The sequence below is a fragment of the Paraburkholderia sp. MM6662-R1 genome (genome assembly GCF_050436245.1).
GTDB lineage: Bacteria > Pseudomonadota > Gammaproteobacteria > Burkholderiales > Burkholderiaceae > Paraburkholderia > Paraburkholderia tuberum.
Genome location: NZ_JBNDLV010000003.1, coordinates 1,408,906 through 1,432,383, shown reverse-complemented (window position 1 = coordinate 1,432,383; position 23,478 = coordinate 1,408,906). Strand labels below are relative to the sequence as shown.

Annotated in this window: 15 protein-coding genes and 3 pseudogenes; 17 read left to right on the top strand and 1 reads right to left on the bottom strand. The window is 60.8% G+C overall.

The annotated features are described in order from the left end of the window. Positions 1 to 387 precede the first annotated feature (387 nt). The 9 genes and pseudogenes from OKW39_RS29590 to OKW39_RS29550 form a co-directional block, all read left to right on the top strand. Positions 388 to 1,039: pseudogene (locus OKW39_RS29590) on the top strand (response regulator). Positions 1,040 to 1,293: 254 nt separating this feature from the next. Next, on the top strand, positions 1,294 to 1,842 hold the full coding sequence (locus OKW39_RS29585; RefSeq protein ID WP_090811826.1) for a fimbrial protein: 549 nt from the start codon (positions 1,294 to 1,296) through the stop codon (positions 1,840 to 1,842). 99 nt (positions 1,843 to 1,941) lie between these two features. After that, positions 1,942 to 2,706 carry a fimbria/pilus periplasmic chaperone gene (locus OKW39_RS29580; RefSeq protein ID WP_429332609.1) on the top strand — a complete coding sequence of 255 codons (765 nt, stop codon included), beginning with the start codon at positions 1,942 to 1,944 and terminating at the stop codon, positions 2,704 to 2,706. A gap of 198 nt (positions 2,707 to 2,904) precedes the next feature. Beyond that, positions 2,905 to 5,556, top strand: a complete 2,652-nt coding sequence (locus tag OKW39_RS29575) for a fimbria/pilus outer membrane usher protein (RefSeq protein WP_429564243.1) — start codon at positions 2,905 to 2,907, stop codon at positions 5,554 to 5,556. A gap of 73 nt (positions 5,557 to 5,629) precedes the next feature. Beyond that, entirely contained in the window at positions 5,630 to 6,193 is a 564-nt protein-coding gene (locus tag OKW39_RS29570; protein ID WP_429564242.1) for a fimbrial protein, read from the top strand. Continuing rightward, positions 6,174 to 6,929: a DotU family type IV/VI secretion system protein gene (locus tag OKW39_RS29565; protein WP_429564241.1), complete on the top strand. Its 756-nt coding sequence runs from the start codon at positions 6,174 to 6,176 to the stop codon at positions 6,927 to 6,929. Before OKW39_RS29570 ends, OKW39_RS29565 begins: the two co-directional genes overlap by 20 nt. After that, on the top strand, positions 6,926 to 8,605 hold the full coding sequence (locus OKW39_RS29560; protein WP_429564240.1) for an OmpA family protein: 1,680 nt from the start codon (positions 6,926 to 6,928) through the stop codon (positions 8,603 to 8,605). The genes OKW39_RS29565 and OKW39_RS29560 overlap by 4 nt, the downstream gene beginning before the upstream one ends. Positions 8,606 to 8,810: 205 nt before the next feature. Continuing rightward, a complete protein-coding gene (tssB, locus tag OKW39_RS29555) occupies positions 8,811 to 9,344 on the top strand; it encodes a type VI secretion system contractile sheath small subunit (RefSeq protein ID WP_184068521.1) in 534 nt (177 codons plus the stop codon). Beyond that, positions 9,341 to 9,612: pseudogene (locus OKW39_RS29550) on the top strand (type VI secretion system contractile sheath large subunit); the annotation flags it as partial. The gene tssB and the pseudogene OKW39_RS29550, both read left to right, overlap by 4 nt. Before the next feature lie 25 nt (positions 9,613 to 9,637). Here OKW39_RS29550 and OKW39_RS29545 read toward each other — a convergent pair. Then, positions 9,638 to 10,867 carry an ISL3 family transposase gene (locus tag OKW39_RS29545; protein WP_429562555.1) on the bottom strand — a complete coding sequence of 410 codons (1,230 nt, stop codon included), beginning with the start codon at positions 10,865 to 10,867 and terminating at the stop codon, positions 9,638 to 9,640. Positions 10,868 to 11,019: 152 nt separating this feature from the next. On the opposite strand from OKW39_RS29545, the pseudogene tssC reads away from it, so the two are divergent. From tssC to OKW39_RS29505, 8 genes and pseudogenes are all read left to right on the top strand, one after another. Next, positions 11,020 to 12,315 (top strand): annotated as a pseudogene (gene tssC / locus OKW39_RS29540) (type VI secretion system contractile sheath large subunit); the annotation flags it as partial. Positions 12,316 to 12,424: 109 nt separating this feature from the next. Then, positions 12,425 to 12,907 (top strand): Hcp family type VI secretion system effector, encoded by a 483-nt coding sequence (locus OKW39_RS29535; protein WP_090810696.1) that lies wholly within the window; start codon positions 12,425 to 12,427, stop codon positions 12,905 to 12,907. Between the two features lie 140 nt (positions 12,908 to 13,047). Then, entirely contained in the window at positions 13,048 to 13,593 is a 546-nt protein-coding gene (tssJ, locus tag OKW39_RS29530; protein WP_429564239.1) for a type VI secretion system lipoprotein TssJ, read from the top strand. Between the two features lie 5 nt (positions 13,594 to 13,598). Further along, entirely contained in the window at positions 13,599 to 14,948 is a 1,350-nt protein-coding gene (gene tssK / locus OKW39_RS29525) for a type VI secretion system baseplate subunit TssK (RefSeq protein ID WP_184023673.1), read from the top strand. Then, positions 14,945 to 16,279, top strand: coding sequence for a type VI secretion system protein TssL, long form (gene tssL, locus OKW39_RS29520; protein ID WP_429564238.1), 1,335 nt, complete (start codon positions 14,945 to 14,947; stop codon positions 16,277 to 16,279). The genes tssK and tssL overlap by 4 nt, the downstream gene beginning before the upstream one ends. A gap of 13 nt (positions 16,280 to 16,292) precedes the next feature. Next, positions 16,293 to 20,258: a type VI secretion system membrane subunit TssM gene (tssM, locus tag OKW39_RS29515; RefSeq protein WP_429564237.1), complete on the top strand. Its 3,966-nt coding sequence runs from the start codon at positions 16,293 to 16,295 to the stop codon at positions 20,256 to 20,258. A 33-nt stretch (positions 20,259 to 20,291) separates the two neighbouring features. Next, on the top strand, positions 20,292 to 23,111 hold the full coding sequence (locus OKW39_RS29510) for a type VI secretion system Vgr family protein (protein ID WP_429564236.1): 2,820 nt from the start codon (positions 20,292 to 20,294) through the stop codon (positions 23,109 to 23,111). Positions 23,112 to 23,200: 89 nt separating this feature from the next. Beyond that, positions 23,201 to 23,467, top strand: coding sequence for a PAAR domain-containing protein (locus OKW39_RS29505; RefSeq protein ID WP_090810707.1), 267 nt, complete (start codon positions 23,201 to 23,203; stop codon positions 23,465 to 23,467). The last annotated feature ends 11 nt before the right edge of the window (positions 23,468 to 23,478 follow it).

Sequence of the window (23,478 nt, the reverse complement as noted above, 5' to 3'; positions counted from 1 at the left end):
CATCGTTTTAAAAAACACTGGTTCGAAAACTTCTATTTGCGTGGTGCCAAAATGCTTTTGTGGAACGATCAAGACAATTTGATATGGGCTATCTGGACTGCACCGCCTGGTGCGCTTAGATGATAGGCGTTCCCGACGTCGTTCGCTTCATTAGAAGCAGGAAGGTTGCGGCTCTCGATCTTGCTGCTGAGGTGTGCGGCTAGGCCCACGCAAACGCAGCGTCCCGTGGCGACACACAGGATCAGGGAAGTCGACGAGTGGATGGGACGAGATGCCCTGCGCCTTTCTCATCATGTAACGGCGTGAAATGACATGGTACTTTGGTGACAAATCATGCAGGGTGTTTCGGCAAGGAAAAGGTATTCACCTGCGTGGTATGGAGTGTGAGTGAACAAAATAAGAGTGGGGTATCGCCGACGATCATCCATTTATTCTCCTCGGCGTCGAGCATCTTCTTCAGCGTTGTCCTGACATCCAGGTCTGCTTCAAAAGCGACAGTATTGGCCTGCTTCTCCAGCGGTTGGTCGAAGTGCCAGTCGATGTTCTTGTGTGCGACTACGAATTCGAAGGCGATCCGTATGCCGACGGTCTCAACCTTCTTGACCGGATCCGGCGTGTCGCCCCAGCCATACGAGTAGTTTTTTTGAGTACGCATTCTTCCACGCACATCATTTCAGCTGCGCTCAACGCGGGGGCGGCCGGCTTCGTCGGTAAGGGTCCCGAGGGCTTTGTCAGCCTTACCGCTGCCGTCCGCGTTGCCAAAAATAAAAGCGTGTTTCTGCCTGATTCCATTGCGGACAAGATGTTGCGCGCAACGGGGCGCGCAGCGCAAGGCGGATCTTCTCTCAATTTGCTATCTGAAAAAGAATCGACGGTCGTGCGAATGATCTGCGACGGGATGTCGATCGCAACAATTGCCGAGCGGCTCAATCGCAGTCCGAAGACCGTGAGCAATCAGAAGAACGCTGGCATGAAGAAGCTCGGTGCCAGAAACGACGTAGAACTCGTCACAATCGTGCGCGAGTGGTCCTGCTCGTAGCAATTGCCGCGATTCTCAGGCGGATTCTGTCGTTCTCGTGGCGCCTTCTCCCTATCGTAGGGTGGTCCTGTGACCTGTTCAGTTCGAGGAATCGACACGCCGTTTCTCGACTGACCTATTTGGTATTTCATTTTGGGTATTGGCCCATTAACACCGATCTTCTTCAATGAGATCATTCCTCTGCCTTGACGATCGCTGGACGTCCCGGCTTCACAAGGGTTTGTAGTTCTGAAATGGCAACAAAGAGGAATCTCATGAAAAAACAAGTAACGCAACTCATGATCGCGCTGATGGGCCTGTCCGTCGCGCCGATGGTTTTCGCTCAAGCTGTACCGGGCACAGGTCAGGTAACGTTCAATGGAGAACTGTATGACGACACCTGTGTGATCAACTCGGGTGACGAGGACCAAACGGTCACGCTGCCTCGGGTGTCTTCGCAGACGTTGCCTGCGGCTGGCGTAGTCGGCGGGTCCACGCCGTTCAACATTTCGGTGTCGCAGTGCCCGGCAACGCTGACCCATGTCGCGGCGCATTTCGAGACCACGAACATGGACCCGGTTACGCGTAATGCCATTAACCAGGCAACTACCTCGCCGGCCGCGAACGTCGAAGTGCAATTGCTTGACCACAATTTCACGAATGGCGCGGCGCAGGTGCTTCCGCTGGGCAGCACGGGCGAGTTCGTTGCTGTTGGGAACGACGGTACGGCAACGATGTACTACGCCGGCCAGTACTATGCAACAGACAGAGCCACGGCCGGTAACGTGACGGCTGTTGTTCGCTACACATTGGCATACCAGTAAGCGAATCTAAGCCGAATGGCATCGGGTTGCTCTTCTAGTTCGAAGGCAACCCGAAGTGGCATTCCGCTTATCTGTCGCGTGGAGGAGCGAGTGTCTTCAATGAAGTTTCCAATGTTGTTCGCCGCAGCTGTCGCCTTAAGTGTGACCTCGTTTGCTGCACAAGCTGCTATCACCATTACCGGTACCCGAGTTATTTATCCGGCGCAAAACCGCGAAGTCAATGTTCGTTTGAACAATGTTGACAGCCGTCCGGTCCTGGTCCAGGCATGGCTGGACGACGGCGATGCGGCCGCTGCCCCGAATGAAATCAAGGTGCCGTTCACGTTACTGCCGGCGGTATTTCGGGTCGAGCCTCACAGAGGGCAGGCTTTGCGCATCCTGTTCACAGGCGGCGACATGCCGAAGGACCGTGAGGCTGTCTATTGGCTGAACGTTCTCGAAATTCCGCCGAAGCCTAAGGACGCTGATGACCGGAACATGATTCAGCTCGCGTTCCGAACGCGTATCAAGATGTTCTACCGGCCGGTATCGTTGCTCGATGACCCAACGGCGGGGCGGGCACAGCTGAAGTGGCATGTCGAGGCAAATGACAAAGGTCAGAGCATCGTTCGTCTGGACAACCCATCGCCCTACTACATTTCCCTCGGCACGGCAGAGGTAGAAACGGCAGGCAGGAAAGTCGCTCTTTTGCCCGATATGGCACCGCCGTTCGGGCACGTCGATCTCCGTCCACAAGATGGAAAGCTGGATATCAAAGCTCCTGCCACCGTTTCCTATACGGTTCTGAACGACTTCGGTACAGCGATCAAGGACTCGGCGGAAGTGACAGGTGCTCAAAGCGCGGAAGCGCAAAAGAATCAATAATTGAAATACGGGATGTCGGGCGTGCGGAATAGTAAGACGGCGGTTGAAAGAGTATTCAGTAATGTCCCTTTCCGGTTTCATCCACTGGCTTGGGCGGCAATCATAGCGTCGGGCTGGGTCTTTTGCTCAAATTCCGCGGTCGCCGCGTGCGCGCCGGACTCAGCGGCGACGCCATCCAGCGACTGCTCGGCGTCCGAGTTGCCGCAACAGGAAGCCGGTGTCGACGGAGAAGCTGCGCGTACGGATGCGTCATCTACCACGGCGACATCAAATGCGCCCGCTGCGGAAGTTCCGCAAGAAGTCGAGTTCAATCCAGCATTCTTTACGGGCAACGTCGCCGATTTGTCACGCTATACGCGAGGCAATCCTGTTGCTCCCGGTGTTTATCCGCTCGAACTGCTCGTCAATGGTAAGAAGCGTGGACGCTTCGATGTCCTGTTTCAGGCAGTGCCGGGCTCGGATATCGCAACGCCCTGTTTCACGATGCCTGGCCTCGACCGCGCTGGCGTAGATACCGAGCGCGTGGCCCAGCGGTTGAAGGAAGCAGGAAAGGGCGACTTCGACGATACGGATGCGTCAGTGCAATGCGTCCCGCTGGTTGAAGCCGTACCGGGATCGGTTGCATCGTTCAACACCGCCGATCTGCAACTCGATCTGTCGATTCCACAGATCGAATTGCGCAAGGAGGCTGCCGGTTACGTTGATCCGTCCCGTTGGGACAACGGGATCAACGCAGGCTTCGTGCAATACAGTCTCGCCGGCTATACGACCCACCAGAACAATGGTAGCGGAGACTTCAGCAGTGTCTACCTCGGTCTGCAAAGCGGATTCAACGTGAACGGCTGGCGTTTCCGCCAGTGGTCCACGGTAAGCTCGCAGAACCGGGGTTCCGGCACGCATTGGCAAAGTGTCGCGCTGTTTGCGCAACACGATGTCACGGCGCTTAAGAGCCAACTGACGATCGGCGACAGCTCGACGAGCGGTGACGTCTTCGACTCATTCAACGTGCGTGGCGTCCAGCTTTCGAGCGACGACCGCATGTTGCCGGATTCCATGCGCTCCTACGCGCCGGTTGTGCGTGGCGTGGCTGATACCAATGCACGCATCATCGTGCGTCAGAACAACATCATCGTGGCCGAGACCAGCGTGCCGCCGGGGCCGTTTGAACTGAACGACCTGCCGGCTACGGGTTATGGCGGCGACCTTCAGGTCACTATTACAGAATCCGACGGCCGTCAGCGGACTTTTCTGGTGCCGTTCGCGTCCGTCCCGCAGTTGCTGCGGCCTGGTGTTGCACGTTTCAATCTGACGACCGGTGTCTATCGCGATACCGTGCTGAATAACCATCCGTGGGTGGCGCAGGCGGTTTATCAGCGCGGCCTGACAAACCTGTTGACCGCCTACACCGGTGCACAGTTTGCGGAAGGTTACTGGGCTGGCCTGATGGGTGTCGCGCTCAATACGCCGCTCGGCGCATTCGCGTTTGACGTAACGGCGGCGGGAACGAATATTCCCGGCGTGTCTGGTGGTCGTCCCGGTTACAGTACCCGGATCAGCTACAGCAAGCTCCTTCCAGGGCCCAACACGAATTTTTCGGTTGCGGCTTACCGATACTCGACCTCACGCTTCTATAGCCTGCATGACGCGATGTACGCGCGATATGGCTCCCGAGACACCACGGGTCAGTATGACTACCGCACGCGCAGCCGTCTGCAGCTGAATATCAACCAGCCAATCGGCGAGTCGAGTTCTTTTTATATCGCCGGCAGTTCTCAGAACTACTGGGGCGCGTCGAAGGGCTACGACCTGCAATATCAGGTTGGTTTCAACAGCGCGTACAAGCGGGTGTCCTACTCGCTATATGCGCAACGCACGCGCCTGCAAAACTCGAAGATCAGCACGCAGGTAGGTTTGAACCTGACGATTCCGCTCGGCAAGGTCGACTCGAACGAGCATCATATGTTCGACTATCTGACCACCAACGTTTCGCGCGGCTCGAACGGGGACAGCACAATTCAGGCCACCGCGTCGGGCAACACGAGCGGAGCCACGCCGGTCACCTACGGTGTCAACGCGTCACGGATCGTCGCCGGCGACAATCGGACCGTTTCCGCGGGTGGTTACGCGATGTATCGCGCGCCGTTCGGTACTTACAACGTCAATGCATCGATCAGCAATCAGACCCGTCAAGCCGCGTTCAACGCCGACGGCGCGGTCATCGTTCACAGTGGCGGCATGACGCTGAGCCCGCCGCTTGGGCAGGCGTTCGCGCTCGTCGAAGCGAAAGGCGCGGAAGGCGGCCGGATCATCAATGGCCAGGGTGCAAGGATTGACGCTAACGGCTATGCGGTGGTGTCTTCGCTGATGCCATACCGGGTCAACACGGTCGCGCTGGATCCGAGCGACGTGTCGCTCGACGTTGAACTGGGCAACACGAGTGAGGAAGTCGTGCCGCGCGCGAGTTCGCTCGTCAAGGTGAAGATTGCGACCACGCAGGGCACGCCGATTTTCGCCGAGGTTTTGGATCGGGAAGGCAAAGCCATGCCGATGGGCACCGAGCTATTCGACGAGTCCGAGAAATCGGTGGGCATCGTCGGTCAGGGGGGCCTCGCGTACCTGCGCGGCCTCGAGCACGAAGGCAAGCTGCTGGTGCGCTGGGGCAATCGCGCAGCGGAGCAGTGCGTGATGCCCTACACGGTGCCGGACGACGACAAGGCGGACAGCGGTCAGCGCGCGGGGATCGTTGCGCGCATCAAGCTGAGCTGTGATCCAGCGCTAGTCTGGTCTCCGCCGGCAAAGTCCGTAGCGCGACGTTCAGCGGGCGCGGCGCTTGTCAGTTCGCTTCGCTGAAGTGCGAAGGTCGATACCCGGTCAGCTCCAGCGCTGCGGCTTAGATGATTCCGCCGACAGTAGAGGTCAGAAAATGAAAAATATTTGTAGATACTTTCGGATTGCCGGACTAATCTCCGGATTGATCGCAGGTGCGCTGTTGGGATCGGTTTGCGTACATGCGCAAAGCTCGCCTTCGGTCACGCTCAATTTTAGTGGCACCTATAACGCGACGACGTGTGCGCTGGTGAGTTCGCCCGACATGACGGTCACGTTGCCGACGCTTTCGACGCAATCGCTGCCGACGGCCGGAGTTATCGATCGCGGCTCAAAGTTCTTTACCATCACGATCCAATGTCCAAGCGGTGTAACGGGGGCGCGCGTGTATTTCGAGAGCGGTTCGTCGACCGATCCCAACACCGGGAATCTGGACCTGCAGAATGCGAGCGGGGCGGCGTCGGCAACGAATGTACAGGTCATGCTGGCCAATGAGGACGGATCGCGGATCAAGGTCGGCGACCGGTCTACGATGAGAGTCGTTCCGATCACGTCCACGGATCCAACGCCGGTGAAGTTCATTGCCAGCTACTACGCAACCGGTCGGGCCACGGCTGGCACCGTCAATACATTCGTCACCTATGTCGTCGAAATGCCCTGAGGGTGCCGGCGCGAATACGTTTCTTATTATGTTTGACTCAACAGTCGCGCTCATGCGAGCGACTGCGTTGCATGCAGCACTGCTGTCCGACGGCGCGGAGCTGCCGGCTATTCCTTTTTGGCGCGCGCGTTGCAGTACGTTGGTCGAGACGCTACAGCAGCAAATGCTGGATCGAACTTTTCCGGCAACGGACATCCGGGAAGTCAGCCTCGCACAATGCGTTCTGCTAGATGAACTGACGTTGCATGCATTGCCGTCCAGGCAGCGCGAGGAATGGTTGCGTGACCCGCTGCAGATGCGTTTTCATGGCGTGCGTGATGGCGCCGCATGGGTATGGCACCAGATCGCGGCGGTGGTGGACGGCGGCGATCCGGACCCCGCCAGACTTGAGTTCTACACCATGTTGCTGGGGCTGGGCTTCGACGGCGGACGCGAAAACACCAACGCATATCTGGAGCGTGCGAAATCGGCGTTGAACGGGCATCCGCGTAATAAGGCGGCGTTCTCCATACCCGACGCACCGGATAACGCCATGCCACCGACCAATTCGCTTCGGCCGTCGGACGTGTCACGCATCTCACATTCACGCAGAATCGCCGGCGGGGTGATTGCTGGTGCGGTTGCCATCGCGTCACTATGGACGGCGATGGACCTTAGTCTGGACGTTGCGACACGCGGTCTACCTCAAACGTCGTCGCCGCAGAGTAGTCCTATGCAGACGGAGCGTTCGCAATGATTTCCGGAAACAGCTACCGGGCGGCGCTGATCTGGATCGCTGTCTCCGTAGGTGGACTGATATGGCTATGTTTGCCGCTTGCTCTCCAACCATCGTGGCCCGTTGTGCTCAGTCTTGTTCTGTTGACGGGGGTGGGCACCGCCGTTTTGCCAGCTTACGGGCGATCGCATCCGACCCACGATGATCAGGATTTTCAGCTCGGGAACGTGCGTCAGTTATCGATTGTTCTCGTCGTCGGGCCGCATGCCGGCGCGTTGTTTGCACGCGATGGCCAGACATCCACAGTGCGACGTAACGGTGATGCGCTGTGGTTGCGTGTCCGGTCCCCGCAGCAGTTGTCCAGCGTGTTGGCCACGGTGATGGAGTCGCATCAACGTCCGCCGGATGCCGTGTTGATGCCCGTTGTTCCCGACGGTGAGTGCGACGATGCTGTGATTCGCCGCGAATTTTCCCGCTGGAAGCATCAAATCGACGCTTGCATCGGTCCCCGGGCGTTCGTATTACCCTGCTATATCGCGATCTACGCGTACCTCGGCTCGAATAGCGACCACGCAGTGGAACCGGTCTGGTTCGGCGATGCCATGAATATCTCGACGATGCAACCCGCGACCGCAACCGCGCGGCAACATGTGCAAGCGCTCAGGCAACAGCTGGATCAGGCTTGGCTCGCTGTCGCCCACCCGGAACGTGCGTCGCGTGCCGGTCTGGGGCATGCAGTGTTCGACTGGCTAGAAGATGAGGCGCTGCTATCGATACTTTCATCGCTCGCGAACACCGCGCCGTTCTCGCTGCGCGGCTTGCTGTTGGCCGACATCGGACACCCGCCGATGCGTCCAGGCGCATGGACGCGATGGCTCACCGGCAAGACCGCGCTGCGGCCGCTGCTGACGAGGCCGAGGGCTCAACCGAAGCCGCTGTCTCTGCCTTTACTTACGACCATCGCGCGGAACGACAGATTCCGGGTTTCGAAGAGCGAGTGGGCCCGGTCGTATTCCGGAAGCTTGCACGCGTTGGCTGCGTCGGCGGTCGTCCTGATGGTGTCGATTGGTGTCTCCGCATGGTCGAACAGCAGGTTGGTCACGCGAGTCGCCGACGACCTCGAGGCTTACACACATATACCCACAGCCCGCGCGGATACGAAGCGTGAGCGATTCGAATCGTTGCGCAGACAATCCGCCGAGCTGGCTCGCTATGCGAGCAACGGTGTGCCGACCGGGCTCGGCTGGGGACTGTATCGGGGCAAGCAGTTGCAAGTCGCGCTTGAACGCGTGACCGCGACATCGCATTCCCCGACGATCGCCGCGCATTCCCCGCCCCTTGCTGTGACGATCGACAGCCTCTTGTTATTCGACAGCGGCAAGACGACGCTCAAGTCAGGTGCAGAGCCAAGGCTCCACACGGTTCTCGATCTGATTCGCGCGAATCCCGACAAGCGAATTCTCATCGCGGGTCATACTGACAACGTGGGTGCCAGCGTCGCGAATCAAAAGCTCTCCGAGGCACGCGCGCGGGCCATCCGCGATTGGTTCGTCAACACGGCTACGTTGCCCGTCACACGTTTCGCAATTCAGGGGTATGGCGATACCCGGCCGATCGCCGGCAACGAAACTAGTCAGGGGCGCGAAATGAATCGTCGTGTCGAAATCACCGTTGTTCCCGATTCAGGCACGCACTGAAAGTACTCGTCGCGGGTAGCCCTCTGGGAACCTGCGTTCGCGCACGCCAACCCGGCCTCTCTTTTGCGAACGGGACAGACTTTTGGGCAACCGCCCATATCGCCGCGCTGCTCCGAGACATAACATCATCAGCTTGCGGATTTCATACGAAAGCGAGCGGTGTCGCCGCTCCTTCTTTTATTTGAGCGAACAACCTCAGAGCACTATGTCGGCTTCTACCAGTTCTCAAAAATTCATCGCACGTAATCGTGCCCCCCGCGTCCAGATTGAATACGACGTCGAAATTTACGGTTCCGAAAAGAGAGTCGAACTCCCGTTCGTGATGGGCGTCCTCGCCGACTTGTCGGGCAAGCCGCTCGAACCGTTGCCCGCCGTCGGCGATCGTAAGTTCTTCGATATCGACATCGAGAACTTCGATGAGCGAATGAAGGCCATGAAACCGCGTGTCGCGTTCGCGGTGCCCAACACGCTGACGAACGAAGGTCATCTGATGGTCGATATCACGTTCGAAAGCATGGACGACTTCTCGCCCGCAGCCGTCGCGAAGAAGGTTGACGCGCTTGCGCAGCTACTCGAGGCGCGTACGCAACTGGCCAATCTGCAAACGTATATGGATGGCAAAAGTGGCGCGGAAAACCTGGTCAGCAAGGTGTTGAGAGACCCAGCGTTACTCGAAGCGCTCGCAAAGGCGCCAAAGCCGGAAGCGGCATCCGCCGGCGAACCGGTGACCAACGAATGATTTTTGCTTTCCGCACGAAAGCACAGCCTGAAACAATGGGGAAATGATGGCCGAACTTCAAGCGAACATGCGCGCCAAGGCAACGGCGAGCGTGACAAGTCAGTCCGATTTCAATGCACTCCTATCGCGCGAATTCAAGCCCAAAACGGAGCGCGCGCGCGAGGCTGTCGAGGGGGCTGTCCGGACGCTCGCTCAACAAGCACTGCTTACATCGGCAACGGTGTCCGACGACGCGTACAAAAACATAGAGTCAATTATTGGGGCTCTTTTAAAAACTCAGTGGGTAATGCGGCTCACGAGGCATGCGGATTGAGTGCTGAGAAGTCGAGCTTGCCCGCGATGAGAAACAGCACGGTGCGCATGGTCTTGAAGCTGGCGTATCCCCGTGCCTTGCGTTTGGCGGCCTGAAACAGGCCGTTGATCGCTTCGATGAATCCGTTGGTCTGACGCGTCTGCGCCCACGCGATGATGCCGTCGAAATGACGACGGATCATGCGCGCGACGTCCTTCATGGGTTCGACTTTCGAGCGCATGACGTTGCCGCACCACCGGCGAAGCATTTTGGAGACGACGTGGATCTGTTTGCGATCGAGAATCTCGCGCAGCTGCTCGCGGTACATCCACGCACGCGCGGTGCGGTTGGTGGTGTACTGGCTGATCAGGGCCTCGAGATCGGTCAGTTGTGCGAGATCGAGCTTCCCGGCATCCTTGAGCAGCGACCAGCGCATACCCTTCAGCGACGGATCGGTTTTCTGCTGCGCGCGGCGCACGCCATCAAGCGCTTTGGACGCGTGCGCGACGACGTGAAACTTGTCGAAGGTCACCCGCGCATCGGGCAGATGCTCCTCGACGCCCTTGATGAAGGCGGGCGACATGTCGATGCTGACCGACTCGATCTGCGCAGGCGTTGCGTTGTGTTCCTCCAGGTGCCGGGCAAAGCGTTCGACAACGCCGGCATCTTTGCCTGGCGTGACGAAGACCACACGCCGCCCGTCCATGTCGGCGACCAGCGAAACATAGTCGTGGCCACGCCGGCACGAAGTCTCGTCAATAGCCACCGCAGTGACTTCGGACAGGTCAGTCGCGGCCACGGCCAGGTCCACGTAACGGTCACAGATGGCTTTCACCCGATGCCACGACAGGTTCACCACGCGTGCCACCGCGGCAAATGTCATCTCCCGGCACAGCGCCAGCACGAGTGCTTCAAACAGCAGCGTAAAGCCGTCCAGCTTGCCCATCCAGTCGGGTTCGATCAGGCGCACCGAGCCGTCCGGCAGACGTACCCGCGGCACCCGGACCTCCAGATAGCACTCATGTTGAAAGAAGTTGAGGTGCCGCAGCCGCTTGATCTGGGTGTCGTGAGCCGGGTGTTCGCCCGCCACACCGGGATATGGAAAGCGCGTACCCGCGACAAAGTCCACGGCAATGGTCAGCTCACGCCGCGCGGCATCGAAATCGACGCCTTGCACGTACCACGGCGCCTTGATCCCCAAGGCGGCTTCAAACAGTTGGGTCTGGTTCATCGGTTCACGTTGTCTTGCAGGGCTGGTTGCCGCATTCTGCCGCAACCAGCCCTGTCCCAGCTTACTTCTTCAACGCGCGTCAAGTATTCGCTTCGCCGGGCTGACGCCCGTACTTGACCCGCCAAACCAGCCACTCGGATTTTGAAAGAGGCATTATTGGGGAGATCGATCGCAAATTATCCGAACAGATCAACCTGATTCTCCACCATGAAGATTTTCAGAGTCTTGAGAGCGCATGGCGGGGGCTTCATCACCTCGTCGCGAACACGGAAACGGATGAGAAGCTGAAGATCCGCTTTATGGATGTGTCGAAGGACGACCTGCGTCGCACGATGAAGCGCTATAAAGGGATTGCGTGGGACCAGAGTCCGTTCTTCAAGCAAATTTACGAGGAAGAGTACGGGCAGTTGGGTGGCGAGCCGTACGGCTGTCTCGTCGCTGACTACTACTTCGATCACACGCCGGCCGATGTCGACCTACTGGGCTCGATTGCAAAGGTGGCGGCAGCGTCGCATGCGCCGTTCATTACGGGCGCGGCACCGTCCGTGCTGCAGATGGACTCGTGGCAGGAACTCGCCAACCCGCGCGACCTGACGAAGATTTTTACGCAAAACCTCGAGTACGCACCTTGGAACTCGCTGCGTAGTTCGGAAGACGCGCGCTACATCGGCCTTGCAATGCCGCGTTTCCTTGCACGTCTGCCGTATGGCGTCAAGACGAATCCGGTCGACGAATTCAATTTCGAAGAGGCGACCGCCGGCGCGGATCATCAACGCTATGTATGGTCGAACGCGGCCTACGCAATGGCGGTGAACATCAACCGTTCGTTCAAGAACTACGGTTGGTGCACGCTGATTCGCGGCGTGGAAAGCGGTGGGGTAGTTGAAAACCTGCCGTGTCACACGTTCCCGACGGATGACGGTGGCATCGACATGAAGTGCCCGACGGAAATTGCGATCTCCGACCGCCGCGAAGCGGAATTGTCGAAGAGTGGTTTCATACCGCTCATTCACCGCAAGAACACTGACTACGCGGCGTTCATCGGCGCGCAATCGTTGCAGAAGCCGATCGAGTACCACGATCCCGACGCAACTGCGAACGCGAATCTATCGGCACGTCTTCCGTATCTGTTCGCGTGCTCGCGCTTTGCGCATTACCTGAAGTGCATCGTGCGCGACAAGATCGGCGCATTCAAGGAGCGGGACGAAATGCAGCAATGGCTCAACGAATGGGTCATGAACTACGTTGACGCCGATCCCGCGAATTCGTCGCAGGAAACCAAGGCACGTCGACCGCTGGCCGCGGCCGAAGTGGTCGTCGAGGACGTCGAGGGAAATCCGGGATATTACCAGGCGAAGTTCTTCCTGCGTCCGCATTTCCAACTTGAAGGTCTGACGGTTTCTTTGCGTCTCGTCGCGAAGCTGCCGCTCGTGAAGGATGCAGCCTGACCTGACGTCTACCGTTCATTCGGTGATTGAGCGACGGACAGGCGCTCACTAAATATGCCTGACTTTCATTGAGCATCTTTAAAACTAATCGGTATCAAGGAGTATTTTTATGGCGCAAGACATCTTTCTCAAGATTAACGGGATTGATGGTGAGTCGGCAGACGCTAACCACAAGGACGAAATCGATGTTCTGAGCTGGGCGTGGGGCGTTACGCAGCAATCGAATATGCACGTTGGTTCCGGTGGTGGCGCTGGCCGAGCCACGGTCGACGACTTCACGTTTGAGCATTTCATCGATCGTGCAACGCCCAACCTGACGCAATACTGCCTGACCGGTAAGCACATCGACGAAGCCAAACTCGTCGTGCGCAAGGCTGGCGGTAATCCGCTCGAATACATCAAATTCACGATGAACGACGTGCTGGTTACCTCGGTGCAGCCGTCCGGCGTCAGCGACAGTGAATCGCGTCCGTGCGAAACGGTGCGTCTGTCCTTTGCTCGCCTGAAGCAGGAATATGTGGTGCAGAACGCGCAAGGCGGTAGCGGCGGTGCGATCACGGCGACCTTCGATATCAAGAAGAACACAGCCTAAATCGCACATTTTCCTGAGTCTTGGCACGACGACCCTTTTGTCCGGGAAGCCGTGTCAAGGTTGTTAACCGGGATGCCCGGCTGGATGCAGGCATCCTGGTTCATTCAGGGCGATGTGCGAGATCACCTTGATACCGTCAGATGGTTTCGATCTTTTTTTCCCGCTTCGCGATATGGCTGCGTATCGGGGGCTGGCTAGCCCTAAGCGGAGGGAGCGCATGGCTGTCCGGGTGCGCTACCGCGTCGGCTCCCGTTGTCAAGGAGCGAACGACCCTCCGGCTTCAGATCGCGGCAAACGAGAACGTCAATCCGAACGAGTGGGGAACGGCGGCGCCGATCCTCGTGCGGGTCTACGAACTGAAGTCGCCGACGGCGTTTCAAACCGCCGACTTTTTCACGCTGCAAAGCGACGACAAAAAAATCCTTGGCGACGACGTGCTGGTCGTTGACGAATTTATTCTGCGTCCCGGCGATACACGCCAGATCGTCCGGAAGTCGAACCCCGCCACTACCGCAATTGGCGTGCTGGCCGGCTACCGGGATCTCGGGAAATCGGTCTGGCGCGCGGTTTACCGGTTGCCAATCGCGCCCGACGCCGCATGGTACAGGATGGCTCTTCCAGACAAGGAACAGAAGCTGACGATCCAGCTCGATCAGCGCACTGTTTCGATTTCAAAGTCAGACTAATTTCGATGAGTTGGTATAGCAAAGTTGTTTGGAGCGAAGGACTCTTCCTGCGCCCGCAATTGTTTCAGCAGCAGGAGCGGTATTTCGAGTCGTTCGCGCATCGCCGGAGCGCGCCGCTGAGCCCGTTTTTCTGGGGCTTCAGCCGTTATGAAATCGATCAGGAATCGCTCGCGTTCGGCAAGCTGGTGTTCAAGAGCGGGCTCGGCGTATTTCCAGACGGCACACCGTTCGAGGTGCCTGGCCTGACGCTGCCCCCGCCCCCACTGACGATCGGACCGGAACATCAGGAGCAGGTGATTTACCTGGCGGTCCCGCTTCGCTTGCCTAACACCGAGGAAACCGCCTTCACCGAGCAGAGCGGATCGCTGGCCCGTTACCATGCGTACGACGCGGAACTGCGCGACAGCAACGCGATCGGCCAGGGTCCGAAGCCCGTCCAACTCTCGAATCTGCGCTTGCGGCTGTTGCCCGAGAAAGAGCTGACGCAGTCGTGGATCGGGCTTGCGCTGACGCGCGTGAAGGCGCTGCACGCCGACGGCGCCGTGTCGCTGCACAGCGCCGACCACATTCCGCCCGTGACCGGTTACGGCGCGAATCCACTGCTGCGCGAATGGGCGATGCAGCTGCACGGTCTCGCGCGACTACGCGCCGACGCGCTCGCCGCCCGTCTGTCAGGTGCTGATGGCCGTACGGGCGCGGCGGCCGAAGTGGCCGACTATCTGCTGCTCCAGGTGCTCAATCGCTATGAGCCGCTGCTGGAGCATATTTGCCAACTCGAGGAGACCGCGCCGGTGACCCTGTATCGCGAGCTCGCGCTTTTCGCGGGCGAGCTTTCGACCTTCGTGCGTCCGCAAACGCGGCGTCCGCGGGCGGCGCCGGGCTATGACCATGCGCAGCTCTACCGCAGTATCAGGCCCCTCGTCGAGGAGGTTCACTATCTGTTGAACCAGGTGTTGATTCGTGGTGCGCAGCCCATTCCGCTTACGGAGCAGGCGCATGGCATCCGTACGGCCGCCATGCTGCCGAACGAATTGGCCGGCTATTCGAGCCTCGTGCTCGCCGTGGGCGCGCAGATGCCTTCCGAATTGCTGCAGCAGCAGTTTCTTGCCCAAACGAAGATCAGTCATCCGCAGCGCTTGCCGGAGTTGATCCGTTCGCACCTGCCGGGTCTGGCAGTAGCGGCGCTGCCGGTTCCTCCGCGCCAGATTCCGTTCAACTCGGGCTTTATCTATTTCGAACTGTCGCGTACCGGACCGTTCTGGGAACAGATTGCGCGGCACGGAGGGCTTGCCATGCATGTCGCCGGGCACTTCCCGGAACTCAAGCTTGAGCTGTGGGGCGTGCGTCAAAAATGAGTACCGGTGCATACGGGGACGACGCGTTCGAGTTTCTGTTGAACCCCGACAACTCTGCTTCTGGCCAGAGCCAGCCGTCTGCCAGTCCCGCTGGGCGTCCCACAACCGCGGGTGTCGCCAATCAGGAACCGGTGGTCGATGCGGCCGCGTTCGATCCGCCGGAACAAGTGCAGACGCGTCTGGAGCGCATGAAGGCTGCGCGCAATCCGTTGTGTGAAGCCGCGCAGCCTCTGTTGCGCATGCTGGCGGACATGCCGGCTTCGCTCGATTCGTTGGCTGCGGTCGCGAGCTTGCGCTCGCTGCTGGTGCGTGAGGTCGCCGCATTCCAGAAGGTCTGCGACAAAGCGAGTTTGCCGTGGAAGCACGTGGCGGCTGTCCGTTACGCGCTGTGCACCGCGCTCGACGAAGCCGCCAACCGCACGCGTTGGGGGAACGGTGGAATTTGGGCCGCGGGGGGGCTGCTGCTCAAGTTCGAAGGAGAAGTGGACGGCGGCGAGAAGTTCTTCCTGCTGATCGGCCGCATGGCAACGGATCCCCAGGAGTACATCGACGTCCTCGAGGTGTTGTATCGCATTCTCAGCCTTGGATTCGAAGGACGCTACAGCGTTGCCGCGGACGGTCCACGTCATCTGGAGCAGATCCGGCAGCGGATGCTGACGCTTATCAGCGGCACGCGGGACACGATGCGGCTCGAACTGTCGCCGCACTGGCGCGGCGAGGAGCCGGGCAGGATGCGGCTGCTGAAAAGCGTGCCGGTCTGGGCGACGGCGGGCGTCGCTGCGCTATGTGTGTTCTCGCTGTTCGCCTGGTACAAGTATCGGCTTCTGGCGCAAAGCAATGCGCTGGAAGCGAAGATTCTCGCGATCGGAGAGCCGATCAAGGCCGCGGCTCCGGTCGTTCACGAGCGCTTGCGCCTGTCGATTTTGCTGAAAGACGAGATCGCTCGCGGCCAGGTCTCCGTCGAAGAGAACGCGAGCAGCAGCCGGGTCGTGTTCCGTGGCGACTACGTGTTCCTGCCGGGGCAAAGCCGCATTCGACCGGAACTGGATCCGGTGTTGACCAAGGTCGCGCAGGAGGTCGTCCGGGTCGGCGGCAATGTCACGGTGACCGGGCACACCGACAACCAGCCGATTCATACGGCGGAGTTTCCTGACAACCTGGTGCTATCGGAAAGGCGCGCCGCGTTCGTCGCCGACGTATTGAAGGCGCACGGCATGCCCGGCAATCGCATCGAGGCTGTCGGCAAGGGCGATACACAACCTGTCGCGGACAACAGTACAGCGGAAGGTCGTTCCCGCAATCGACGCGTGGAAGTCTTCGTCACGCATTAACGGGAAAGCCTTGATGTCTTATTTGAACCGCTTATCGAAACTTGTGCTCACGCGCCAGACGCTGGTGCTCGCCGCGATCCTCGTGACGGCTGTGGCCGTCTGGTTCGTGGGACCTCTGATTGCATTTGGCGACTACCGCCCACTCGAGAGCGTGCTCTCGCGCACGCTGTCGATCGTCGTGCTGTTATTGCTGCTGCTGTTCTGGCTGCTCGGCTGGTCGCCTGGCGTCATCGGCGTCGCGTTGCTGTGTCTCGCGCTCTGGTATTTCGGACCGATACTCGCGTTCGGCGAAACGCATCCACTCGGCACCACATGGTCCCGCGTGCTGCTGATCTCGGTGCTGCTTGCCTGCTACGCGATCTATGGGCTGTATCGTCTGTGGCGGGCAGTGCGCAGCGATGACGTGCTGCTGCAGCGCGTTCTGAACCCGTTCACGAAGAAGTCGGCCGCGACCCCTGTCGCACGAGACGAAATCCGCGCGCTTCACGCGGTCGTCGCGAAGGCCATCGACAAGCTCAAACGCATGCGCGGCGGACCGGCAGGGCTGCGTCGTCTGCTCGAAAGCCAGCGCTATCTGTACGAACTCCCGTGGTACATGGTGGTGGGCTCGCCAGGCGCCGGCAAGACGACGTTGATCCTGAACTCGGGTCTGGATTTTCCGGAGGCGGATCAGATGGTCGCGGCGTCGCTGAGAAGCCGCGTCGAAACGGCGAACTGCGACTGGTGGTTCGCGAACGAAGCGGTGCTGATCGACACCGCTGGCCGCTATACGGTTCAGGACGCAGCGTCGCAAGACGCCGCGAAGGTTGACGTCGATCCGGAAGACCTGCAGAGCGTGAACGAGGCCGAGTGGCGCGGCCTTCTGGGGCTGCTTCGCAAGCGGCGCCCGCGCGCGCCGATCAACGGTGCGTTGCTGGTCGTTTCAATCGAAGAGTTGTTGACGCGCCCAGCGCCCGAACGAAAGGCGCTCGCCGCGTCGATGCGCGCTCGGCTCGGCGAGTTGCGCCAGCAGTTGGGGATTCGATTCCCCGTCTACGTGCTCGTCACGAAGCTCGATCTGCTGCCCGGCTTCGGGGAGTATTTCCAGTCGTTGACGGCGGAAAGCCGCGCGCAGATTTTCGGCTTCACACTGCCTTATCAGGAAGCGGCGGAAGAACACGGCCGCGACACACTGCGCCTGAACTGCGCGGCCGAAATGCGTGAGCTGGAGCAGGGACTCGAAGACGGCGTCAACACGAGGCTGCAAGAGGTGTACGAGGTCGATCTGCGCAAGAAACTTTATGCGCTGCCGTCAGAATTTCGTAGCCTGTGCGCGGAACTCAATGAATTGCTCGCGCTGGTGTTTCTCGATTCGAAATACGACGACACGCAGTTGAACAGCACGCTGCGCGGCGTCTATTTCACGAGCGCGGCGCAAACTCACGAGGCCGTGTCCGCCGACAGCTCCACGCTCTTGCAGCGGCTGCGTCGCGGGCTCGCGGGTTTATTTGGTGCCGCGCCGAATACGGTCTCGCCGTCGTCCGGCGACGCGACGCCTACCGGCTATCGCGGCTATTTCTTGCGCAATCTGTTTCAGCGCGTGATCCTGGCCGAAGCGCATCTGGTGCGGCCGAACCTGTACTGGGAAGTCCGCTTCCGCGCGTTGCGTCTTATCGGACATCTGCTCGCGATCGTCGTGGCGGTGTGGCTGATTGGTGCGCTCGTCGTGAGCTTCGGCAACAACCGCGAGTATCTCGCCGCGATCGATGGCAAGGCCAATGCGCTCGCCGCGCGGGTCTTGTCGCAACGGAAGGCGCCGCAGCCCGGGACGATGGGGACGCTTCTGTCGGCGTCGCGTGACCTGCCTCAGTTCGACGGCATGGACCTCGACAATCCCGGTGTCGCATGGCACTACGGGCTCTACACGGCGCCCGCCATCCGCGCCGCCGCCGGCGAGACTTACAACAATCTGCTGAAACAGATGCTGCTGCCGCAAGTCGTCGGCCGGCTCGAAACGGTGCTCGATACGCAAATCGGCGTACAGGACGCGGACGGCGTTTATCGCACGCTGATGGTCTACCTGATGCTGTTCGATGGCTCGCACTACGACGCGAAAGCGGTCAAGGCATGGGTGCTCGGCGACTGGGAACACGCCAACAGCGTCGCATCGCTCGGCGAGCGCAACGTGATGGCGCGTCACCTCGATGCGCTGATCGTGGAAGGGGTGCCCGCGGTGCCGGCAAGACCGGTGAATGCACGGCTCGTGCGCCGCGCGCGCGAGTTCCTTGGCCGCAATCCGGCGTCCGGACGGCTCTACGAACGTGCGATGAACGCCATGGCTCCCGAGGCGCCCGAGAACGTCACGCTGCTGAGCGCCGCAGGTCCGCAGGCCACTACCGTGTTCATGCTGGCCGGCGGTTCGACGCTCGCGCGAGGTATCCCCGGTCTCTATACCTACGACGGCTATCACGCCGTTTTTAACAAGCGCCTCCCTGATTTTCTCGAGCAGGCGCGAAAACAGGACGCCTGGGTGATGGGCGAGGCCGATGCATCGGCGCGGCGGCGGCGGATGGCAAACGGCAACGCACCGCGCAAGGACAGGCTCGCCGACGATATCCGTCGCCAATACCTGACCGACTATGGCAATTACTGGAGCCAGTTTCTCGACGACGTGAGACCGGTGTCCGGCAGCGAAGGCACCCTGGCGCCCGATTTGCAGACGCTGCGTACGCTGGCTGCGCCGGATTCGCCGCTGGCGAGACTCGCGCGAACGGCCGCGCGCGAGACGTCGCTGTCGATCGTTGATGGCGCGGACGAGCCGTCAGCCGCCGGTAGTGCCATCAACGTGATCATGCGTCGCTCGCAGGCGGCGCGCGCAGCGAGCGCCGTGGCCGCAACCGCCACGATCGGTCAGCTCGCGCAACAGAAGATGGAACGTGAACTGGTCGACAGACGCTTTGCCGCGCTGCGCGAAGTCGTGACCGGCCAGGCCGATAGCGGGAGCGCGCTGCCTGGCGGCAGCGGCGTGCTGCAGCTGGGCGGCGTCATCGGGCTGATCAACGAGCAGTACACGCGATTGATGACGGCCGGCGACGTGCTCGCCACCAACAGCATGCCGCCCACGGACGACCTCGGCTCCACGATGCAGCTCGAGGCGCAGAAGCTTCCGCCGCCGTTTCGGGCCGTGCTCGCGGGCCTCGCGTCGCAGTCGATGCGTAAGGTGGACCGCAATGTCGGCTCCCTGCTCATGATGCAGGTCGAATCGAGCGTTGGCGCGCAATGCCGACGTGCTGTCGAAGGCAAATATCCGTTTGCCGCGACCGCCCAGGAAGTCGACATCGACGATTTCAATCGCGTGTTCGCGGCCGGCGGCCTGCTCGACGACTTTTTCCACAAGACGCTCGCCAGCCGCGTCGATACGAGCATGCGGCCATGGCGCTATAAGCCGGTCAGCCCCGGCATGCCGCCCATGCAGGGACCGGGCCTCGAACCGTTCGAGCGCGCCGCGGCGATCCGTCAGACATTTTTCCGCGATCCCGGCGCGACCCGGATGTCGTGGAACGCGGGCCTCAAGGTCGTGTCGCTGGACCCCGAGATTACCGATCTGCTCATCGACGTCGACGGGCAAAACCTGCGCTATGCGCATGGTCCGGTCACGACGTCCCCGATCACCTGGCCGGGGCCGCGCGGCGGTTCGATGGCCGGCCTCACCGCGAATCCGCGCGTGCGTCCGGACACGTCGACCGTCATGACCGAAGGTCCGTGGGCGCTGTTCCGTCTGATCGACCGGGGCCGCGTGACGTCGACGTTGTCGTCGAGCCGCTCGGCGGTGGACTTCAATTTCGACGACCGGCACGCGGTCATCGAACTGACATCGGGCGGACAGTCAGGACCGCAACTCACGGCGTTGCTGCGCGATTTTCGTTGTCCCGGTAGCGGAAACGCGATGGGAAGGCGAGCGGACGCGTCGTCAGGCTCCGCATTCGCCGACGAGCTGTAGCGTCTTTTCGATATAGAGAATTTAGAGGAGTGCATGTCAAGTAATCCCTTGAACGCGATAAGTGTGCAAAGCCGCGCAGTGACCGTATCCAGCGCGGCGATACCGCGGTGGCCGGGTCAGACCGCGGACGGACAGACGCAGCCGGCGCTGGAGTTCATGTCACTGAACGGCGACGAGCATCTCGGCAAGCTGTTTGAGTACGAACTGCTATTGCGCACGCCTGACGATTACACGGTACCGCTTGCCGTCAGTGCCAACCTCGACCTGAAGGCGCTGCTAGGCAAGGAAATGACCGTCGCGATCGACCTCCAGCCGAGCGCCGACACCGAGGCATGTCAGCGCGAAATCACCGGACTCGTCGTCGCCGCGCAATACCTGCGTCGGGACGGCCGCTACAACGTCTATCGTGTCGTGCTGAAGCCGTGGCTGTGGCTGGCGACCCTGACGACCGACTACAAGATTTTCCAGAACAGGACGGTCATCGAGATCATCGACGAGGTGCTGAAGGACTATCCGTACCCGGTCGAAAAGCGCCTCGACGTGAGCCGCTATGCGCTCGAGGGTGAGAGTCCGACCAACGAACCGCGCACGTTCCAGGTCCAGTACGGCGAGACCGATTACGACTTCATTCATCGCCTGATGGAAGAGTGGGGCATCTACTGGTTTTTCGAGCATGCCGACGGCAAGCACCGGCTCGTGCTGTGCGACCACATTGGCGCGCACCGCCACTCGCCGAACCCGTCATACCGGACGCTGGCGTTCCAACCGCAGGGCGGCAAGACCGACACCGAATACATCAGCGCGTTTTCGACGGCCGAAGTCTTGTGCACCGGTCACTACGTGACGAGCGACTTCGACTTCACGCGTTCGCGCGCCGACATGCGGGCGATCAATCAGCAACCGCGCGACACCAGTTGGAACCTGCTCGAGCGCTACGACTGGCCGGGAGACTACACCGACAGCAGCCACGGTGAACTGCTGGCGCGTACGCGCATGGAAGCACTGCGCGCGCCGGGTACGCGGGCGCAAGGCGAAGGTAACGTACGGGGACTCGCGTGCGGGCAGACGTTCGTGTTGACCAACTACGACTATACGGCCGCGAACTGCGAATACCTCGTCATCGGTACGAAGCTCGACCTGACCGGTACGCCGGACGAATCGGGTAGCGGCTACGAATACACCTGCAGCAACAAGTTCGACGTGCAACCGACAAGCGAAGTGTTCAGACTGCCGCGGGAGACCTCGAAGCCGGTCGTCAACGGGCCGCAGTCGGCTGTCGTCGTGGGTCCCGAGGGCAAGGAACTGTGGACCGACGAATTCGGCCGCGTGAAGGTCCGCTTCGTCTGGGACCGTTACGGCCAAAACGTCGAAACCGACTCCTGCTGGGTCCGTGTGAGCCAGGCGTGGGCCGGTCAGGGTTTCGGTGGCATCTACATTCCGCGCATCGGCCAGGAAGTCATCGTCGACTTCTGGAACGGCGACCCGGATCGTCCGCTGATCACCGGGAGCCTGTACAACGCGGCGACGCGTCCGCCTTATGACTTGCCAGGCAACGCGACGCAGAGCGGTTTCATGAGCCGGTCGATGGAAGGGGGCCTGCAGAACTACAACAGCATCCGCTTCGAGGACAAGGCGGGTGCCGAGGAATTCACTTTGCAGGCGGAACGGGACATGAACCGCCTGACGAAGCTGAATGAGTCACACGTCGTCGGTGCCGACTACACGATCGGCGTGGCCGCGGCGCACAGCATGACCGTCGGCGCGACGTCCAGCACGATCGTCGGCGGCAAGTACTCGGTAAGGGTGAAGGGTGTCGCCTTCTATTCCGTGGGTCTTGCACACTTTGTCTCGATTGGCGGGGCGGAGGAGACCGCGGTTGGGGGTGCCTCCCTTCTGACGGTGGGCGGTGCACGTACGGTCACGGTTGGTGGCGCGTCGACGCACGCGGTAGGCGGAGCCTATTCGCTGTCGGCCGGGAAGGCGCTGTCTATCGTGTGCGGCAAGTCCTCGCTGACCATGAACAAGGATGGCGAGATCAAGCTCATCGGTAAGTCGATCCGCATCCAGGGTGACACCCGTGTCGTGGTGCAAGGCACGCCGCTGGACCTTAACCCCGGTGACAAGGAATGCGGCAGCTCAGTGACGGTGCCAGTTCCTGTAGTGGTGCTCGATGCGCTGGACGTTCCAGTTATTCCGCCACCTCCATCGGACGAGCCGCTTCCGACGATATGTCCGCTTCCGACGGAAGAACCACTGCCGTCGGAAGAGCCGCCGCCGGAAGAGCCGGCGCCATCGGAAGAGCCGGCACCGTCGGAGGAGCCAGCACCATCGGAAGAACCGCCGCCATCGGAAGAACCGCCGCCATCGGAAGAGCCGGCACCATCGGAAGAGCCGGCACCATCGGAAGAGCCGGCACCATCGGAAGAACCGCTGCCATCGGAAGAGCCGGCACCGTCGGAAGAACCGCCGCCGTCCGAAGAGCCGGCACCATCGGAAGAGCCGCCGCCATCGGAAGAGCCGGCACCGTCGGAGGAGCCGCCGCCGTCGGAGGAGCCGCCGCCGTCGGAGGAGCCGCCGCCCTCGGAAGAGCCGGCACCATCGGAAGAGCCGCCGCCATCGGAAGAGCCGGCACCGTCGGAGGAGCCGCCGCCGTCGGAGGAGCCGCCGCCGTCGGAGGAGCCGCCGCCCTCGGAAGAGCCGGCACCATCGGAAGAACCGCCGCCATCGGAGGAACCGCCGCCATCGGAGGAGCCGCCACCGTCGGAGGAGCCGCCACCGTCGGAAGAGCCGCCGCCCTCGGAGGAACCGCCGCCGCCGATCGAACCACCGCCGGCAACCGGCTCGGACGCGTAACAGCATATTTCGGAATACCGTGCAGACGGCGAATGCCTTCGCGCATCGCCCTGCACGGACGTTCAGTTTCCATGAGGAGAAAATCGATCATGTTTCCAGCGGCTCGCAAAGGCGATGCGATCGGACACGGCGGTTCGATCGTCTCGGGTTCCCCGACGGTCTTCATCAATCGATTGCCTGCGGCGCTCGTCGGTATGAGCTCTGCCGTTTGCGCGCTGCACCCGTGCTCGCAAGCTGTGGTCGCGGGTTCGGGTACGGTGTTGATCAACAACGTGCCGGCGGCATTGGTTGGCGGCAAGGTTTCGTGTGGCGCGCCGTGTTCCGCTGGCTCGCCAGACGTGCGCATCGGTTCATGATGACGATGGGG

Coding starts and splice junctions, on each gene's coding strand:
- OKW39_RS29545 (WP_429562555.1), bottom strand. CDS start 10,867: ATGAACCAGACCCAACTGTTTGAAGCCGCCTTGGGGATCAAGGCGCCG.
- OKW39_RS29535 (WP_090810696.1), top strand. CDS start 12,425: ATGGCGCAAGACATCTTTCTCAAGATTAACGGGATTGATGGTGAGTCG.
- tssL (WP_429564238.1), top strand. CDS start 14,945: ATGAGTACCGGTGCATACGGGGACGACGCGTTCGAGTTTCTGTTGAAC.
- tssK (WP_184023673.1), top strand. CDS start 13,599: ATGAGTTGGTATAGCAAAGTTGTTTGGAGCGAAGGACTCTTCCTGCGC.
- OKW39_RS29570 (WP_429564242.1), top strand. CDS start 5,630: ATGAAAAATATTTGTAGATACTTTCGGATTGCCGGACTAATCTCCGGA.
- OKW39_RS29510 (WP_429564236.1), top strand. CDS start 20,292: ATGTCAAGTAATCCCTTGAACGCGATAAGTGTGCAAAGCCGCGCAGTG.
- tssJ (WP_429564239.1), top strand. CDS start 13,048: ATGGTTTCGATCTTTTTTTCCCGCTTCGCGATATGGCTGCGTATCGGG.
- OKW39_RS29560 (WP_429564240.1), top strand. CDS start 6,926: ATGATTTCCGGAAACAGCTACCGGGCGGCGCTGATCTGGATCGCTGTC.
- OKW39_RS29505 (WP_090810707.1), top strand. CDS start 23,201: ATGTTTCCAGCGGCTCGCAAAGGCGATGCGATCGGACACGGCGGTTCG.
- OKW39_RS29585 (WP_090811826.1), top strand. CDS start 1,294: ATGAAAAAACAAGTAACGCAACTCATGATCGCGCTGATGGGCCTGTCC.
- tssB (WP_184068521.1), top strand. CDS start 8,811: ATGTCGGCTTCTACCAGTTCTCAAAAATTCATCGCACGTAATCGTGCC.
- OKW39_RS29565 (WP_429564241.1), top strand. CDS start 6,174: ATGTCGTCGAAATGCCCTGAGGGTGCCGGCGCGAATACGTTTCTTATT.
- tssM (WP_429564237.1), top strand. CDS start 16,293: ATGTCTTATTTGAACCGCTTATCGAAACTTGTGCTCACGCGCCAGACG.
- OKW39_RS29580 (WP_429332609.1), top strand. CDS start 1,942: ATGAAGTTTCCAATGTTGTTCGCCGCAGCTGTCGCCTTAAGTGTGACC.